Genomic DNA, 17,242 nt, shown 5'->3' on the forward strand with positions numbered 1-17,242 from the left:
TATAGAAAGTACTGGAGATATAATTATAGGATTTGATATAAGTCATAATTTTGAATATATTAATACATTAGAGTATGAAATAAAAAATAATAATATAAAAATAGGTGATAGGGTTAAGGATTATTTTTATAATTCAACATATGAATATGTTGGTATAGCACCTTTTACTATAAGTGAAGAAAATGAATATATGGGCTGTTCAATAGTAGATTATTATGAAAATAAAAACCAGAGTTATATAGTAAATAAACTTCCAAAAGATATGAAGGCTGTATTAGTAAAAAATAATAAAAATACTATATTTCCGTACATACCAAGTAGGTTAAAGAAAGTATGTAGATTTGAGAATTTACCACAAAATATACTTAGAGATTTCAATACTAGAGTTAAGCAAAAAACAAATGAAAAGATGCAGTTTATGGTTGATGAAGTTATAAATATAGTTAAAAATGTTGAACATATTGATGTTAAAAAGAAAAACATGATGTGTGATAATATTGGATATAAAATTAAAGATTTACAACAACCAGATTTATTATTTGGAAATGCTAGAGTTCAAAAATATCCTTTATATGGACTTAAAAGTTTTGGGGTATATGAAAATAAAAAAATAGAAATAAAATATTTTATAGACCCAATATTAGCTAAAAGTAAAATTAATTTAGAAAAGATATCTAAATTTTGTGATGACCTTGAACAATTTTCTAGTAAATTAGGAGTAGCATTAAATAGAGTGAAGCTTAATAATATAGTTAATTTTAAAGAAATAAGAATTGATAATGAAGATATCTTTAGTTATGAACTAAAGAAAATAGTATCTAATTATAATGAAACAACAATAGTTATCTTAAGTGAAGAAAATTTAAATAAGTACTACAATATTATAAAGAAAACATTTAGTTGTGGAAATGAAGTTCCAACACAGTGTATTGGGTTTGATACTCTTAGTTATATTGAAAAAAATAAAGACAGTATTTTCTTAAATATATTATTAGGAGTATATGCTAAAAGTGGTATACAACCTTGGATTTTAAATGAAAAGTTAAATTCAGATTGTTTTATAGGATTAGATGTAAGTAGAGAAAATAAGGTTAATAAAGCAGGTGTTATTCAGGTTGTAGGTAAAGATGGAAGAGTATTAAAAACTAAAGTTATTTCATCATCGCAAAGTGGTGAAAAGATAAAATTAGAAACATTAAGAGAAATAGTTTTTGAAGCTGTAAATTCATATGAAAATACTTATAGATGTAAACCAAAGCATATTACATTTCATAGAGATGGAATAAGTAGAGAAGAACTTGAAAATTTAAAAAATACTATGAATAATTTAGGAGTAGAATTTGATTATATTGAGATAACTAAAGGAGTTAATAGAAGAATAGCAACTATATCTAAAGGTGAAGAATGGAAAACAATTATGGGAAGATGCTATTATAAAGATGATTCCGCATATGTTTGCACAACTAAACCATATGAAGGAATGGGAATGGCACAACCGATAAGGATAAGAAGAGTATTTGGGTCTTTAGATATAGAAAAAATTATTGAGGATGCATATAAATTAACTTTTATGCATGTAGGAGTAATAAATAAAATAAGATTACCAATAACAACTTATTATGCAGATTTAAGTTCAACTTATGGAAATAGAGATTTAATACCAACTAATATAGATACAAATTGCTTATATTTTATTTAATAATAAAGGTCACAGAGAAATCTGTGGCTTTTTGGAATTTAAAAATGTGATTAATTAATTAAGTTATGGTGTATAATTAAGATAATATATTTGAAAAATTAATTTCAATTTTTATATAATTAAATATATAAGTATAAGGAAGATAATATGGATAAATTAAAGATAGAAGACACAGTGTTTTCACAGGCATTTGTTAAACAATTAAATGGCGTTAAAGAGATTTTTGGAATAAAAGGAACTAGTTTTAAACCATTAAGAGGAGATATAAAGGAAATAAAGTTAGATAGACTTTCAGTTGATTTTATATATGAGGTTGATGATGAAAAACTTATACATTTTGAGTTTCAAAGCACAAAGAAAAATGATGATATATATAGATTTCAATTATATGATGCTAATTTAATTTCTCAATATAAAAAGCCGATTGAAACATATGTAATATATACAAATGATATTTTAAAGGTAAATAGTGAATTAGATTATGGGTCTATTAAATATAAATTTAATCCAATTTATATGGGGAAATTTTCAGCAGAAAAGATATTAAATGATGTAAAAGAGAAATTAACAATAGGAAAAGAACTTACATTAACCGATATTGCATGGTTAGAATTTACTCCATTGATGGATAGTAAAATTAGTAAGGATAAAGTAATAGAATCTGCACTAGAATTAAGTACAGATATTAAGGATAAAGAAATAAAAATTCAATGTCAAACTATTTTATTATCATTGGCATTAAAGTTTAATGTTGAAATTAGTGATGAATTAGGGAGGAAGATACGTATGTCACCATTAGGTCAAAAAATATTTAATGAAGGGCAATTAGAAAAGCAAAAAGAAATAGCTAAAAATTTAATGGATATATTAAATGATGAAATGATTGCTAAGAAGTGTGATTTATCATTAGATGAGGTGAAACACCTTAGAAAAGAATATGAAGCAAATAAATAATAATGAGTCATAGAGAAATCTATGGCTTTTTTTATTTACAAAATAAGGTTAATGTTTGTAGAAGAGTGTATAATTAAAGTAAGATTATAGAGACTAGGGAATTATTCAGTATACACAAGGTATCTGGAAAGTCATTAATTTAGGCTAAAAAGTTAATAGAGAATTTGTAAACGGAGAATCTTTTATGTAGTTAGGAATAAATTATTTCTTGCCAATACATATATAAAACTTTACAGAATAACTAAAAAGTTAAACTTTTCAGAGGAAAATTCCACGTTTATGTGAAAGAAAAAAATTAGAAGATTATTAAAGCTGCTATGGAAGCTTGGTATAGAGAAAAGACTGAAGAGCAAGTAAAGAAAAGAATTAAGTATTATCAAAAGTTTTTTGCCAAGAAACCAAGTGATATCAAAATTAAAGAACAAAAGAAAAGATGGGCTAGCTGTACATCAAAGAATGAACTTCTATTTAATTGGAGATGTGCTATGGCAAAGACAACAGCTTTAGATTATATAGTTGTACATGAGATGTGTCATATGTATTATATGAATCATTCACAGGAACTTTGGGATTTAGTAGCTTCTGTTATGAGAGATTATGAAATCAGAAAAGAATGGCTTAGGGATTATAGTATAAGAATGGATTTATAAATATAGAGGACTTTATTAAGGGAAATAAACGTTTATATATTTAAAGTTATAAATATAAAGGAGTTTTTAATATGAGATGTGAAAATTTATGGAGAATTAATATTAAGCCTAATTCTAAGGAGAGTGTAAATCCAAGAAGATTTTGTTTAGAAAAAAATATATTAGGAGTTGGATGGGCTGTTGGTGAAAGTGATAATATGACATGGAAAGAGTACGAGAGTAAAGCATTAAAAAAGTACTGTTACGAAGATAAAAATAATTCTAAAAAGAAGAAAGTTCCACGTTCATGGAAAGTTGCCACTAATATAGTTAATAAAAATATGAAAATAGGGGATTTATGTTGGACAAGGGATGAGTTAGGTGTTTACTATTTAGGGAGGATTATAGGAGAGTGGGAATATAAAAGTACTCAAGAATATATTAATGCTGATATTGTTAATGTAAGAAAATGTGAGTGGATTAAAGTTGGATTAATTGATGAAGTGCCAGGTAAAGTAATAAATAGCTTTGCAACGAGAAGCACTGTTCAAAAAGTATGGGATAATACAGCTTTAGAGTATTCTAAATTACTATATAATCAATATACAAAAGATGAAAAATATGAACTGAATCTAGAGAATAAGAGTATATTTTCACTGTTATCTCCAGATGATTGTGAAAATGTTATTGGTCTTTATTTACAAAAAGAAGAAGGTTATTATATAATTCCTAAAACTAATAGATTAGATACAGTAAAGTATGAATTTGTCCTTAAACATAAAGATTCAGGTAAGAAGGCAATAGTTCAAGTTAAAAGTGGAAATGTTAATTTAAATTTAGATGAATTTAAAGGATTAGCAGATGAGGTTTTCTTATTTACTACAGAAGGTAAATATGAAGGGAATTTAGATGAAAGTATTAAAAAATTAAATAAACAGGTTATAGAGAAATTTATTTTTGATAATATATATAAAAATAATGCCAGATGTAATTCAAAGATGGATTAATTTTATCAATAAAGCTTAAGGTATCTTCATTAAAAAAAGAATTAATTACAAAGATTATCTTTATTGCAATAAAGCAGAGAAGTATGAACTAGATATATTTTAGAATTTAAGTATATTCATTATTATAGATCTAGGATTAGATAAATTTAATATGAAAAAAAGGAAAAGATTCGTGATTCAATAAAAGATTTAGAAGAGGATATAATTAAAATTTTTGAATTTCGTTTTGAATTGTTAAAAATATCATATTGAGGTGACTTGTAGCTGTAAGGCGGAACCTAGATATGATATTTTAACACTTTTTATAGAAAGAAATATGAAAAGTGATGTTATTATAAAAATAAACTTTTATTCCATATAGTCATTTATTAGTTCTAAGCATCTCTCCTTGGTAGTTTGACTTTTAGAGGTGGTTATAAGTAAAGGTTGTAGGCTTCCACCTTCAGCTTCTTTACCAGCTTCTTCAGCTATTTCATCTCTATATGCAATCCATTGAATTTGTAAGTTTGTTAGCTTTTCCATATCTTCATTAGATAAGATATTTTTTAGCTCTGAATATATATCATTAAGCAATGTATCCCACATTTCATATTCTTCTGATGCTAATTCTCTCATTCCTAATGTAGTTTGATATTTTTCTTCATTATGAGGTAAATTATTAACTTTTTCTTGGATATCTATAAATTTAGATAAATATTTTTTAGTCATATCAGAGCTTGGAGATGTAACTTCAACGATCTTTTCAACTTCTTTTACTGGAGAAGTAAATCTTCCGATGATAATTCCAATTAATAATATAAAAATTGAAAATAATGCTATATTTATATTTCTTTTCATTATCTAATCTCCTTTTAAATTTATTTATAAAAATTAAAGATAATAGGTTAATTAAACTACTATCTAAAAATATTATAGCATTATTTGGAATAATAGAGAAATATTTAATGAATAATAACATACGTTTTTGTGTAAACATATTCTATATAAGTTATGGTAAAATATATTTATACTAGGATAGGTTTTAAAGGGGGATTTACCTTTGGGAAAAGGAGTTAGTATTCAATGTAAAAAGTGTGGTTTTAGCTCAACTTTATTTGAGGGAATAGGTATTAGAAGTAAGGATTTTGATATTTTTAGAAAGAATATTGCTAAAGAAGATAATGAATTTATAGATTATATATTAAATAAAGATAGTACAAATAACATAGTTTATCATAATTCTTATGGAAGGTGTAATAAGTGTGGAAATTTAGCAACTATTAATTATGTAGAAATTCAATATGATATTGAAAAGAAATTTATATTAGATCAAAAGTGTCATAAGTGTGAAGGAAGATATGATGTAATTACTTTAGAGGAACTTTTAAAGAGCAAATGTCCAACTTGCAATAATGAAGAGTTTGATAGTTTTGTAAATATTGATTGGGAATAAATAATATTAAATTTAATTTGCATATAATTTAGATTATATCTACTTTATGTGCAAATTTATTTTTTATTATTTGGGAATTTATAATAAAGTCAAATATGCGATGATCTTATTAGAATAGAAAAATTCCTAGTATAAGTGGTAGAGGTTTATAAAATTATATAGTAAATATTCTACATATAGATACTAAATTCTGAATATTAAATTAATATTTTTATAATAAATTTAAATTTACTAAATTTTAGTGTATAATCAAATAAAAAAATAAGGAGTAACTTCTATGGGCGTTGAAAAAAAGAGAGAGTTTATAATAAATACAATATATACTTTAATAGTTGTGGGGATAATTTATATAACAATTAAATATGCTTTAATTTGGCTTTTACCTTTTGTAGTAGGTTTTGGAATAGCTTTTATGCTAAAGCCTTCTATAAACTTTATAACTAAAAAGCTTAATATAAATAGAAAAATAGTAGCAGGATTAACACTTCTTATATTTTATGTTACTGTTGGAGCATTATTTTCATTATTAATAATTAAAGTATCTATTGGAATAAAGGACGTTTTTACAAGATTACCAGAGATATATAATGATAGTATTCAGCCTGTCCTTATTAGAATTTCTAGTAATTTTGAAGATACAATATTTAGTATAGATCCTACTTTAATGGATTCTATTAAAGAAATGACATCTTCATTAGTAGAATCTTTAGGAACTATTATATCTGGTATTTCAACAGGTGTAGTTTCATTTGTTTCATCAGCAGTATCGATAGTTCCAAGTTTCTTTATACTTGTAATGTTTTCTATTATATCTTCATTTTTCTTTGCGATAGATTATGTTAGCATTACAAATTTTATAACTAGACAGTTTTCAAGTAAATCTAATAGATTGCTTTTTGAAGTTAAAGATTACGTTGTAGGAACATTATTTAGAATAGTAAAGGCTTATGCAATTCTTATGAGTATAACCTTTGTAGAATTATCAATAGGATTATTTATATTAGGAGTTAAAAATTCTATTTCAATAGCTTTATTAATTGCTATAGTAGATATTCTGCCTGTTCTTGGTACTGGTGGAGTAGTTATTCCATGGATATTTATAGAGTTATTTAAGGGCAATATTCCTTTAGCTATAGGTTTAACTATACTTTATGTACTTATAACTATTGTTAGAAATATACTTGAGCCAAAGATAGTTGGAGAACAAATAGGATTACATCCACTAATAATGTTAATTTGTATTTTTATAGGAGTTAAATTATTTGGTTTCTTAGGATTATTTATTTTACCTATTATAGTTATAATAATAAAAAACTTAAATGACAGTGGAAAAATAAAAATATTTAAATAAATTAACATAATCTTGATATTAAAATATACTAACTAATATAAATATTAATTAGATTATTAAGGAAGGTAATGAAATATATAAATTTGTATTTTTCTTAATAAAGTATTATCATTAGATTATATTAAAAAAGTGAGGTGATAAATCTATGATGATGAATACTCACAAGTCTTTAGCTAGTTCATTTATTAAAAATATTGACGAAAATAAAGTTTTTTTAATAAATGATGGACATTTTATATGGGGAAATTTAAAACCTGATTCAGCATCAAAATATAAATTTAAAAAACATTATATAGATGAAAGTTTTGACATGATAGTTAATAAGATAAGATTTTTATCTTCATTATCTTTAGATGATATATATGAAAGATATACAATTAATAAGTTTAATCAAGAATTAGGAGTTATATGCCATTTCTTATGTGACTATTTTTGTGTACCACATTATCAAAGGTGGGAATTTAAAAGTCCTGGAGCTGTTAAAGATCATATTTTATATGAGAATGATTTAAATAAATTTTCTAAGTTTTACACAGCTAGAAAGGATATAAATACTTTACTAACTTCCAAAGATATAAAGGTTTATATACTTAAGTTGCAAAAAGATTATAATGGTAAAATTGCCTATGAAAGAGATTTAGAATATGCAAGTCATATATGTAATACAGTAATAGATTTAATCTTAGAAGAAGTTATGATAAATCAAAAATTAAAAAATCATATTTCATTAGTTATATAAAGAGGTGCTATCCTTAGGGTGGCACCTCTTTATAATTTAAAATTTCAGTCTAAAGTATTAAAATAGCATATTCAGGTTCCGTCGCATTTGCTCCAAGTCACCTTGCTATGATATTTTAATATTTTTTTATTAGTTAGGAAATATATCTATGGACAAGTTGTGGATAAATTTATTAGAGTAGTAAAATTCGTAGTGTAAGAAATAGAGCTTTTATAATTTCCTTCCTTCAGTTTGCAAAGAGATAAACATTGTATGAGGTTGCCTTAGAGCGCATGCGACGGAGCAAGGAATATAATGTTTATCTCTTATTTTATTATATATTTAAGTTATATTGAGCTTGTTTTAGTAATAAGTTTTTATATATTTAAATAAAAAAATTGTGAATAAAATTAATAAAAAATAGGACTAATAATATTATATATTTACTTAAATAACATTGACAAAAGTAGTGAGTCAAGCATATAATAAAACAAAAGAACATATGAACAATTATTCATATGTAATTAAATGGGGGAGAAATTATGAGTGATAATAAATTAGAAAGTTGTAATTGTACAATAATTCATAAAGATGTTGTAGATAAGGTTAAGAAAAGTTTACCAGAAGAAGAAATATTATATGATTTAGCTGATTTTTTCAAGGCTTTTAGCGATTCAACTAGAATAAAAATTTTACATGCTTTATTCAAAGAAGAGTTATGTGTATGCGATTTAGCTGCTTTACTAGATATGTCCCAATCAGCAATTTCTCATCAATTAAGAGTTTTAAAAAACAGTAGATTAGTTAGATTTAGAAGAGATGGAAAGGTAATATATTATTCACTAGCAGATGAGCATATAAAGCACATATTTGATGCAGGATTTAAGCATATATTAGAGTAGTGAAGAAAGTGGTGAGATTTATGGATAAAAAAGAAATAAAGTTAATATTATCGGGATTAACTTGTGCTAATTGTGCAAATAAAATTGAAACCAAAGTTAACAATTTAGATGGCGTTAAAGAAGCAAATTTAAATTTTACAACATCAACATTAATAATTGAAGGCGATGGAAGTAAGGAAAAGAATGAAATTATAATAAATGCCAAGGAAATAATAAATAAATTAGAGCCAGAAGTTAAAGTTTATGATAAAGATGAAGTGAAGATGGAAATAAAAAGTATAAATACTTGTAAGGATGGAAGCTGTTCATTAAAAAATCAAGATTGTAAGGAAAGCCATAATCAAAGAAGTAATCATGGACATACTTTACATGAACATCATTCACATTCTCATGAAGAAACACATGGACATTCCCATGATCATTCTCATAGTGAGCCAATTACTCTAAAGGATAATTTGAGATTAATAATTGGAGCTATAATTTTTGTAGTGGCAATATTATTAAATAGAGATTCAAAATTAACAATAGGATTATTTGTATTAAGTTATTTATTAATAGGTGGAAATGTACTATTAACTGCAATTAAAAATATAGGAAGAGGAGAAGTTTTTGATGAAAACTTCCTAATGTCAGTAGCTACTTTAGGTGCATTCTTTATTGGAGAATATCCAGAAGGTGTAGCAGTTATGTTATTTTATGAAATAGGAGAATTATTTCAATCTTATGCAGTTAATAAATCTAGAAAATCAATAACATCTCTTATGAATATTAGAGCAGATTATGCTAATGTAATAAGAAATGAAGTTGAAGAAAAGGTTAATCCAGAAAATATTGCTATAGATGAATTAATAGTTGTTAAGCCTGGAGAAAGAGTTCCTTTAGATGGAATTATTATTGAAGGAAAAAGCTTTGTAGATACTTCAGCTCTTACAGGAGAATCAGTTCCTAGAGAAATAACAAAGGGCGAGGAAATATTAGCTGGGTTTATAAATACTAATGGAGTTTTAAAAATTAAAGTTACTAAGAGTTTTAAAGAATCAACAGTTTCTAGAATATTAGAATTAGTTGAAAATGCTTCAAATAAAAAAGCACCTACTGAAAAATTTATTACTAAGTTTGCAAGGTATTATACTCCAGTTGTAGTATTTTCAGCGATTGCTCTAGCTGTAATACCACCATTAGTATTAAAAGATTCAAGCTTTAATGAATGGTTATCTAGAGCATTAATTTTCTTAGTTGTTTCTTGTCCTTGTGCTTTAGTTGTATCTATTCCTCTTGGATTATTTGCTGGAATTGGTGGAGCATCAAGAAAAGGTATATTAGTTAAAGGTGGAAATTATTTAGAAGCTTTAAAAGATATAAATACAGTAGTTTTTGATAAGACAGGAACATTAACTAAAGGTGTATTTAAAGTAACTGAAGTTAATAATATAAATATAGATAAAGAAGAGCTTTTAAGAATAGCAGCAATTTCAGAAAGTTTATCAAATCATCCAATAGCACAATCTATAATTATGGAATATGGAAAAACTATAGATTCTAAAGTGTTAAGTAATTATGAAGAAATTTCTGGACATGGAGTTAAAACTTTATTAGAAGGTTCAGAAATATTAATTGGTAATTACAAGATGATGGAAAAATATAATATTAAATATAATAAAGTTAATTCCATTGGAACAATAGTCCATGTTGCTATAAATAATGAATATAAAGGTAATATTGTAATTTCTGATGAAATCAAAGAAGAATCTAAAGAAGCAATAAAAGCTTTAAAAGAAATTGGTGTTTCAGAAACTGTAATGTTAACTGGTGATAATAAAACTGTAGCTGAGAAGGTTGCAAGTTTAGTAAATATCGATAAAGTTTATTCTGAACTATTACCAGGAGATAAGGTAAAGAAAGTAGAAGAAATAATAAAGAATAATAAATCTAAAGGTAAAGTCATATTTGTTGGAGATGGTATCAATGATGCTCCTGTACTTGCAAGAGCTGATATTGGAGTAGCTATGGGTGGTATAGGTTCAGATGCTGCTATTGAAGCAGCTGATGTAGTACTAATGAAGGATAATCCAGAAGCATTAGTTTCAGCTATAAAGGTAGCTAGAAAAACTAACAAAATTTTATGGCAAAATATAATTTTTGCGTTAGGCATAAAGATAGTGGTAATGATTTTAGGCGCTATTGGTATAGCTAACATGTGGGAAGCTGTATTTGCAGATGTCGGTGTAACAATAATTGCAGTTATTAATTCGACAAGATGCTTGAAGTAATTTCAAATATTATTTTTATTGACAAAATTCATCATTTTAAATATAATTATTGGAGTTGAGAACATTCAGGCATAAGGGAAGCATACAAATCATTACTTTAATTAGGCAATGTTTTGTAAAACTAAGACTTATGTATAACGCATCTGCTACGTTATACATAAGTCTAATTTTTTATATTTAGGAAATAATAAAAGATAAGAATATGTGCATATTAAAATAAATCAATATAAGTTTAGGATTTAGTAGTTATATGAGTTTTTTTCTTTAATATAATTAAATCAAAATATATTAAGAAAATTTGGATTTATAAGAATATTTTAAAAACTTCGTTAAATAGATAACTTAAATTGTTTTAAAATCCAATTAAAAGTGGTAAAATAATAATAGATATATGAATAAAGATGATTTAATATAAGAAAAAAGAGAATTAGGAGAAAAAAATTATGGATAAGAAAAAAAATATTTCAATGGCCGTAATTAAGAGATTACCCAAATATCATAGATATTTACAAGAGCTATTAAGAAATGATGTAGATAGAATATCTTCGAAAGAATTGGGAGAAAAAATAGGATTTACGGCATCTCAAATAAGACAGGACTTAAATTGCTTTGGAGATTTTGGTCAACAAGGATATGGATATAATGTTAAAGATCTGTATAATCAAATTAGTATAATTTTAGGATTAAACAAAGAATATAAGGGAGTAATACTTGGAGCTGGAAACATAGGTCAGGCAATTGCTAATTATAGTAGATTTGTTCAAGTAGGATTAGATATAGTAGCTATCTTTGATGCTAACCCTAAATTAGTTGGAATGAGAATAAGAGATATAGAAATTCAAGATATAGATAATTTAAGAAGTTATTTAAAGGAAAACTCAGTTGATATTGGTATAATATGCGTACCAAGAATAAATGCACAAAAAGTATCTGATTTATTAGTAGAAAATGGCGTGACTGGAATATGGAATTTTGCGCCTGTAGATTTAGTTGTGCCTGAAGATGTTACAGTTGAAAATGTACATTTATCAGAAAGCTTATTAACTTTAATATATTTACTAAATGATAAAGAAGAATCTAAAGAAGAAAGTAAATAACAACTTCAGATAATTACCTTAATTTAGAAATATATATATTGCAAAAGAATTTTTAAAGGTCTATAATTATAATTGAAGCAAGGGCTTCAATTATTTTTATATATAATTGTTATAAGATTAACAATTATATAAAGAAAAAGAATATTTGAGATGTTGAGATAGTATAAATATGGGTAAAAGGGAGGATTTATAATGGAATTAAAAAATATAATTCTTGAAAAAGAAGATCATTTAGCTATTGTTACAATTAATAGACCTAAAGCATTAAATGCTTTAAATTCTGATACTTTAAAGGATTTAGATATAGTATTAGAAGATCTAGAAAAAGATAGTAACATTTACTCTGTTATTTTAACAGGAGCTGGTGAAAAAGCCTTTGTTGCTGGTGCCGATATATCAGAAATGAAAGATTTATCTGAAGAAGAAGGAAAAGAATTTGGCCTTTTAGGAAATAGAGTTTTCAGAAGATTAGAAAAATTAGATAAGCCTGTAATTGCAGCAATATCAGGATTTGCTTTAGGTGGTGGATGTGAATTAGCTATGGCTTGTGATATTAGAATAGCTTCAGAAAAAGCTAAATTTGCTCAACCAGAAGCAGGTCTTGGAATAACTCCAGGTTTTGGTGGAACTCAAAGATTACCTAGATTAGTTGGAGAAGGTAAGGCTAAGGAGCTTATTTATACATGTGCAATTATAAAGGCAGATGAAGCTCTACGAATTGGATTAGTAAATAAGGTTGTATCACTTGAAACTTTAATGGATGAAGCTAAAAATATTGCAAATACCATTATTGCAAATGCACCTATAGCAGTTAAGTTATGTAAGGATGCAATAAATAGAGGGATGCAAGTAGATATAGATGAAGCAATTAAAATAGAAGCAGGAGATTTTGGAAAGTGCTTTGCAACTGAAGATCAAAAAGAAGGTATGTCTGCATTTATGGAAAGAAGAAATAAAAATTTTTCGAATAAATAGTCAGAAAAATAAAATATATTGCAATATTTTTAAAATTCAAAATAAAATGTAGTTTTAAGGATAGGATGTAATATCGAGGAGGTATAATCAATGAATTTTCAATTAACTAGAGAACAAGAATTAGTGAAAAAAATGGTTAGAGAATTCGCTTTAAATGAAGTTAAACCAATAGCAGCTGAAATTGATGAAACAGAAAGATTTCCTATGGAAAATGTTAAAAAGATGGCTGAGCTTGGAATGCTTGGAATACCATTTTCAAGAGAATATGGTGGAGCAGGTGGAGATACTCTTTCATATATATTAGCAGTAGAGGAATTATCAAAGGTATGTGGAACAACTGGAGTTATAGTTTCTGCTCATACGTCTCTATGTGCTTCATTAATAGAACAATTTGGTACTAAGGAGCAAAAGGAAAAGTATTTAACAGATTTAGCAACTGGTAAAAAGTTAGGTGCTTTTGGATTAACTGAACCAGGTGCAGGAACAGATGCAGCAGGACAACAAACTGTAGCTGTTTTAGATGGAGATAATTATATATTAAATGGATCAAAGATATTTATAACTAATGGGGGAGTAGCTGATACATTTATTATATTTGCAATGACAGATAAGAGTAAAGGTACAAGAGGAATTTCAGCATTTATAGTTGAAAAAGAATTTCAAGGCTTCTCAATTGGAAAGAAAGAGGACAAGCTTGGTATAAGGGGCTCATCAACTACAGAATTAGTAATGAGTAACTGTATAGTTCCAAAGGAAAATTTAGTTGGCCAAGAAGGTAAAGGTTTTGGTATAGCTATGAAAACTCTAGATGGAGGAAGAATAGGTATAGCAGCTCAAGCTTTAGGAATAGCAGAAGGAGCCTTTGAAGAAGCTGTAAGTTATATGAAAGAAAGAAAACAATTTGGAAGATCATTATCAGCATTCCAAGGATTACAATGGATGATAGCTGAAATGGATACAAAAATTGAAGCAGCTAGACATTTGGTTTACAAAGCAGCATGGCTTAAAGATAATAAAATGCCTTATTCAGTAGATGCAGCAAGAGCTAAGCTTTATGCAGCAGAAGTTGCTATGGATGTTACTACTAAGGCTGTACAAATCTTTGGTGGATATGGATACACTAAGGAATATCCAGTAGAAAGAATGATGAGAGATGCTAAGATAACTGAAATATATGAAGGGACTTCAGAAGTTCAAAAGATGGTTATTTCAGGAAATGCTTTGAAATAAGGGGGAAGGATTTAGAATGAATATAGTAGTTTGTTTAAAACAAGTTCCAGATACAACAGCTGTTAAAATAGATCCAAAAACAGGAACACTTATAAGAGATGGCGTGCCATCAATAATAAATCCAGAGGATAAGCATGCTTTAGAAGCAGCTTTAAATATAAAAGATACTGTAGGGGGAAAAGTAACTGTAATAAGTATGGGACCACTTCAAGCACAAGGTGCATTAAGAGAAACATTGTGTATGGGTGCTGATGAAGCCATTCTTATAACTGATAGAGCTTTTGCAGGAGCTGATACTTTAGCCACTTCTAAAACTTTAGCAGGTGCTTTAAGAAAATTGGATTATGACATAGTATTTGCTGGAAGACAAGCTATTGATGGAGATACAGCACAAGTTGGACCAGAAATTGCAGAACATCTAGATATACCTCAAGTAACGTATGTTCAAGATGTAAAGCTAGAAGAAGATGGAATATTAATAAATAGAGCTTTAGAGGATGGATACGAATTAATAAAAGTTAAAACTCCAGTACTTTTAACAGCTATTAAAGAATTAAATGAACCAAGATATATGAATGTTAAATATATATTTGAAAAAGCAGAAAAGGAAGTTCAATTATGGACAGCAAATGATATTGATGTTGATAAAGAAGAACTAGGTCTTAAGGGTTCACCGACAAAGGTTAAGAAAACTATGACCAAAGAAACTAAGGGAGCTGGAGAAGTAATAAATGAATCTCCTACTGAAGCTGTAAAATATGTATTAGGAAAATTAAAAGAAAAGCACTACATCTAAATATATGGGAGGGAAAAAGATGAGTATAGCAGATTACAATGGTGTTTGGGTATTTGCAGAGCAAAGAGCTGGAGAACTTCAAAAAGTCTCTCTTGAGTTACTTGGTGAAGGAAGAAAAATTGCAGATAAATTAGGAGTTAAATTAACAGCACTATTATTAGGTAAGGATATAAAGGGATTAGCTGATACATTAGGAAGACATGGAGCAGATGAAGTTTTAGTAGCTGAAAGTAGCTTATTAGAGCATTATACTACTGATGGATATACTAAGATAATATGTGATTTAGCTAATGAAAGAAAACCAGGAATAGTTCTTATTGGTGCAACATTTATCGGAAGAGATTTAGGTCCTAGAGTGGCAGCAAGGTTATCTACTGGATTAACTGCTGACTGTACAGTTTTAGATGTTGATGTAGAAAAAGCAGATTTACTTGCTACAAGACCTGCATTTGGTGGAAACTTAATGGCAACTATTGTTTGTCCAGATCATAGACCACAAATGGCAACAGTAAGACCAGGAGTATTTGAAAGATTACCTGACGAAGAAAGAAATTTCACTGTTGAAGAAGTGGAAATAGAAATAGCAGAATCAGATATAAGAACTAAAATTCTTGAAATAATAAAAGAATCAAAAGAAATAGTTGATATAAGTGAAGCTCATTTTATAGTATCTGGTGGTAGAGGTGTTGGTTCACAAGAAAACTTCGCAATTTTAGAAGAATTAGCAGAAGTATTAGGTGGAACAGTAGCAGGATCAAGAGCAGCAGTTGAAAATGGATGGATAGATAGAGAATATCAAGTTGGACAAACTGGAAAAACAGTAAGACCTACTATTTATATAGCATGTGGTATTTCGGGAGCAATTCAACACGTAGCTGGTATGCAAGAATCAGACATGATAATTGCTATAAACAAAGACCCAGAAGCTCCAATAATGAAAGCAGCAGACTATGCAATAGTTGGCGATTTATTAAAAATTGTACCAGAAATGACATCTCAAATAAAAACAATTAAGAATAATTGATAATAGATAATGCATAATTTAGGAAATAACTCGGGCGAGCCGAGTTAAAATAATAATGGATGATGAATTATTGGTAATGTGTAATTATGGATTTAAAACATAGAAAATGGAGTTATCCATTTTCAACATTAATTTTACATTCTTAATTATACATTTTACATTTAAACAGGAGGGTTTTGAAAATGGAAAAGATTTTTGTAATTGGTGCAGGTACTATGGGAGCTGGAATAGTTCAAGCATTTGCTCAAAAAGGTTATGAGGTTATAGTTAGGGATATAAAAGATGAGTTTGTTGAAAGAGGAATTAGTGGAATTAATAAGGGTTTAACTAAGTTAGTTGCTAAGGGTAAGATAACTGAAGAAGATAAGGAAGCAATCCTTTCAAGAATAACTGGAACTACTGATTTAGCTCTTGCCGAAGATTGTGATTTAGTAATTGAAGCAGCTGTAGAAAATATGGAAATTAAAAAGACTATATTTGCAGAATTAGATGGAATTTGTAAGGAATCTACTATTTTAGCTTCTAATACATCTTCTTTATCAATAACAGAAGTTGCATCAGCAACAAAGAGACCAGATAAGGTTATTGGAATGCACTTCTTTAATCCAGCTCCAGTAATGAAGCTTGTTGAAATTATAAGAGGTATGGCAACATCACAAGAAACTTTTGATGCTGTAAAAGAACTATCAGTTGCAATTGGAAAAGAGCCAGTAGAAGTTGATGAAGCTCCTGGATTTGTAGTTAATAGAATCCTTATTCCAATGATTAATGAAGCAACATTTATTCTTCAAGAAGGAATAGCATCAGTTGAAGACATTGATACTTCAATGAAATATGGTGCAAACCATCCGATGGGACCATTAGCTTTAGGAGATCTTATAGGTTTAGATGTTTGTCTAGCTATTATGGATGTTTTATATAATGAAACAGGTGATAGTAAGTATAGAGCAAGCAATCTATTAAGAAAATATGTTAGAGCTGGATACCTTGGAAGAAAGACTGGAAGAGGTTTTTACACTTACTAAAATTTAGATATATATTACTTAAAAGAGGTTACCATTTTTGGTAGCCTTTTTTATTTTTTAGGAGCGTGCCCAGCAAAGCTGTAATTTGCTAACTGATGAAAGTTCAGTAAAAGTAATTACCAAGAAGCTTTTT

16 protein-coding genes are annotated in these 17,242 nt (G+C 27.4%); 15 read left to right on the forward strand and 1 reads right to left on the reverse strand.

Annotated elements, in window-relative coordinates:
* From H9660_RS13550 to H9660_RS13565, 4 genes are all read left to right on the forward strand, one after another.
* A partial coding sequence (locus tag H9660_RS13550) for a Piwi domain-containing protein (protein WP_191750917.1) occupies positions 1-1,699 on the forward strand: 1,699 nt, incomplete at its 5' end.
* Positions 1,700-1,846: 147 nt separating this feature from the next.
* A complete protein-coding gene (locus tag H9660_RS13555) occupies positions 1,847-2,653 on the forward strand; it encodes an RpnC/YadD family protein (RefSeq protein WP_191750918.1) in 807 nt (268 codons plus the stop codon).
* 317 nt (positions 2,654-2,970) lie between these two features.
* Positions 2,971-3,303, forward strand: a complete 333-nt coding sequence (locus H9660_RS13560; RefSeq protein WP_243190671.1) for a M48 family metallopeptidase — start codon at positions 2,971-2,973, stop codon at positions 3,301-3,303.
* 71 nt (positions 3,304-3,374) lie between these two features.
* Complete coding sequence (locus tag H9660_RS13565; protein ID WP_191750919.1) at positions 3,375-4,289, forward strand: hypothetical protein; 915 nt, start codon at positions 3,375-3,377, stop codon at positions 4,287-4,289.
* 348 nt (positions 4,290-4,637) lie between these two features.
* Here the strand turns inward: H9660_RS13565 and H9660_RS13570 are convergent, their stop codons facing one another.
* The gene (locus H9660_RS13570; protein WP_191750920.1) at positions 4,638-5,126 is read right to left on the reverse strand and encodes a lysozyme inhibitor LprI family protein; all 489 of its coding nucleotides are present in this window, start codon (positions 5,124-5,126) and stop codon (positions 4,638-4,640) included.
* A gap of 202 nt (positions 5,127-5,328) precedes the next feature.
* On the opposite strand from H9660_RS13570, the gene H9660_RS13575 reads away from it, so the two are divergent.
* The 11 genes from H9660_RS13575 (at position 5,329) to H9660_RS13625 (ending at position 17,109) form a co-directional block, all read left to right on the forward strand.
* Positions 5,329-5,721, forward strand: a complete 393-nt coding sequence (locus H9660_RS13575; RefSeq protein ID WP_191750921.1) for a hypothetical protein — start codon at positions 5,329-5,331, stop codon at positions 5,719-5,721.
* A 277-nt stretch (positions 5,722-5,998) separates the two neighbouring features.
* Positions 5,999-7,072: a sporulation integral membrane protein YtvI gene (ytvI, locus tag H9660_RS13580; protein WP_191750922.1), complete on the forward strand. Its 1,074-nt coding sequence runs from the start codon at positions 5,999-6,001 to the stop codon at positions 7,070-7,072.
* Positions 7,073-7,217: 145 nt separating this feature from the next.
* Complete coding sequence (locus H9660_RS13585; RefSeq protein WP_341479604.1) at positions 7,218-7,811, forward strand: zinc dependent phospholipase C family protein; 594 nt, start codon at positions 7,218-7,220, stop codon at positions 7,809-7,811.
* A 521-nt stretch (positions 7,812-8,332) separates the two neighbouring features.
* Positions 8,333-8,692: an ArsR/SmtB family transcription factor gene (locus H9660_RS13590; protein ID WP_191750923.1), complete on the forward strand. Its 360-nt coding sequence runs from the start codon at positions 8,333-8,335 to the stop codon at positions 8,690-8,692.
* Positions 8,693-8,712: 20 nt separating this feature from the next.
* Positions 8,713-10,962: a heavy metal translocating P-type ATPase gene (locus H9660_RS13595; protein WP_191750924.1), complete on the forward strand. Its 2,250-nt coding sequence runs from the start codon at positions 8,713-8,715 to the stop codon at positions 10,960-10,962.
* Between the two features lie 443 nt (positions 10,963-11,405).
* Positions 11,406-12,059 carry a redox-sensing transcriptional repressor Rex gene (locus H9660_RS13600; RefSeq protein ID WP_191750925.1) on the forward strand — a complete coding sequence of 218 codons (654 nt, stop codon included), beginning with the start codon at positions 11,406-11,408 and terminating at the stop codon, positions 12,057-12,059.
* A 192-nt stretch (positions 12,060-12,251) separates the two neighbouring features.
* Entirely contained in the window at positions 12,252-13,034 is a 783-nt protein-coding gene (locus H9660_RS13605; protein ID WP_191750926.1) for a short-chain-enoyl-CoA hydratase, read from the forward strand.
* Between the two features lie 90 nt (positions 13,035-13,124).
* Positions 13,125-14,264 carry an acyl-CoA dehydrogenase gene (locus tag H9660_RS13610; protein ID WP_191750927.1) on the forward strand — a complete coding sequence of 380 codons (1,140 nt, stop codon included), beginning with the start codon at positions 13,125-13,127 and terminating at the stop codon, positions 14,262-14,264.
* 16 nt (positions 14,265-14,280) lie between these two features.
* Positions 14,281-15,060: an electron transfer flavoprotein subunit beta/FixA family protein gene (locus H9660_RS13615; RefSeq protein ID WP_191750928.1), complete on the forward strand. Its 780-nt coding sequence runs from the start codon at positions 14,281-14,283 to the stop codon at positions 15,058-15,060.
* Positions 15,061-15,079: 19 nt separating this feature from the next.
* Complete coding sequence (locus H9660_RS13620; RefSeq protein ID WP_191750929.1) at positions 15,080-16,084, forward strand: electron transfer flavoprotein subunit alpha/FixB family protein; 1,005 nt, start codon at positions 15,080-15,082, stop codon at positions 16,082-16,084.
* Between the two features lie 182 nt (positions 16,085-16,266).
* Positions 16,267-17,109, forward strand: a complete 843-nt coding sequence (locus H9660_RS13625) for a 3-hydroxybutyryl-CoA dehydrogenase (RefSeq protein ID WP_191750930.1) — start codon at positions 16,267-16,269, stop codon at positions 17,107-17,109.
* Positions 17,110-17,242: the final 133 nt, after the last annotated feature.

Source organism: Clostridium gallinarum (assembly GCF_014836325.1).
GTDB classification, from domain to species: Bacteria; Bacillota; Clostridia; order Clostridiales; family Clostridiaceae; genus Clostridium; species Clostridium gallinarum.

What these genes read in the sequence shown, in the direction of transcription:
- H9660_RS13555 (WP_191750918.1), top strand. Translation starts at nt 1,847, where the DNA reads ATGGATAAATTAAAGATAGAAGACACAGTGTTTTCACAGGCATTTGTT.
- H9660_RS13560 (WP_243190671.1), top strand. Translation starts at nt 2,971, where the DNA reads ATGGAAGCTTGGTATAGAGAAAAGACTGAAGAGCAAGTAAAGAAAAGA.
- H9660_RS13565 (WP_191750919.1), top strand. Translation starts at nt 3,375, where the DNA reads ATGAGATGTGAAAATTTATGGAGAATTAATATTAAGCCTAATTCTAAG.
- H9660_RS13570 (WP_191750920.1), bottom strand. Translation starts at nt 5,126, where the DNA reads ATGAAAAGAAATATAAATATAGCATTATTTTCAATTTTTATATTATTA.
- ytvI (WP_191750922.1), top strand. Translation starts at nt 5,999, where the DNA reads ATGGGCGTTGAAAAAAAGAGAGAGTTTATAATAAATACAATATATACT.
- H9660_RS13585 (WP_341479604.1), top strand. Translation starts at nt 7,218, where the DNA reads ATGATGATGAATACTCACAAGTCTTTAGCTAGTTCATTTATTAAAAAT.
- H9660_RS13590 (WP_191750923.1), top strand. Translation starts at nt 8,333, where the DNA reads ATGAGTGATAATAAATTAGAAAGTTGTAATTGTACAATAATTCATAAA.
- H9660_RS13595 (WP_191750924.1), top strand. Translation starts at nt 8,713, where the DNA reads ATGGATAAAAAAGAAATAAAGTTAATATTATCGGGATTAACTTGTGCT.
- H9660_RS13600 (WP_191750925.1), top strand. Translation starts at nt 11,406, where the DNA reads ATGGATAAGAAAAAAAATATTTCAATGGCCGTAATTAAGAGATTACCC.
- H9660_RS13605 (WP_191750926.1), top strand. Translation starts at nt 12,252, where the DNA reads ATGGAATTAAAAAATATAATTCTTGAAAAAGAAGATCATTTAGCTATT.
- H9660_RS13610 (WP_191750927.1), top strand. Translation starts at nt 13,125, where the DNA reads ATGAATTTTCAATTAACTAGAGAACAAGAATTAGTGAAAAAAATGGTT.
- H9660_RS13615 (WP_191750928.1), top strand. Translation starts at nt 14,281, where the DNA reads ATGAATATAGTAGTTTGTTTAAAACAAGTTCCAGATACAACAGCTGTT.
- H9660_RS13620 (WP_191750929.1), top strand. Translation starts at nt 15,080, where the DNA reads ATGAGTATAGCAGATTACAATGGTGTTTGGGTATTTGCAGAGCAAAGA.
- H9660_RS13625 (WP_191750930.1), top strand. Translation starts at nt 16,267, where the DNA reads ATGGAAAAGATTTTTGTAATTGGTGCAGGTACTATGGGAGCTGGAATA.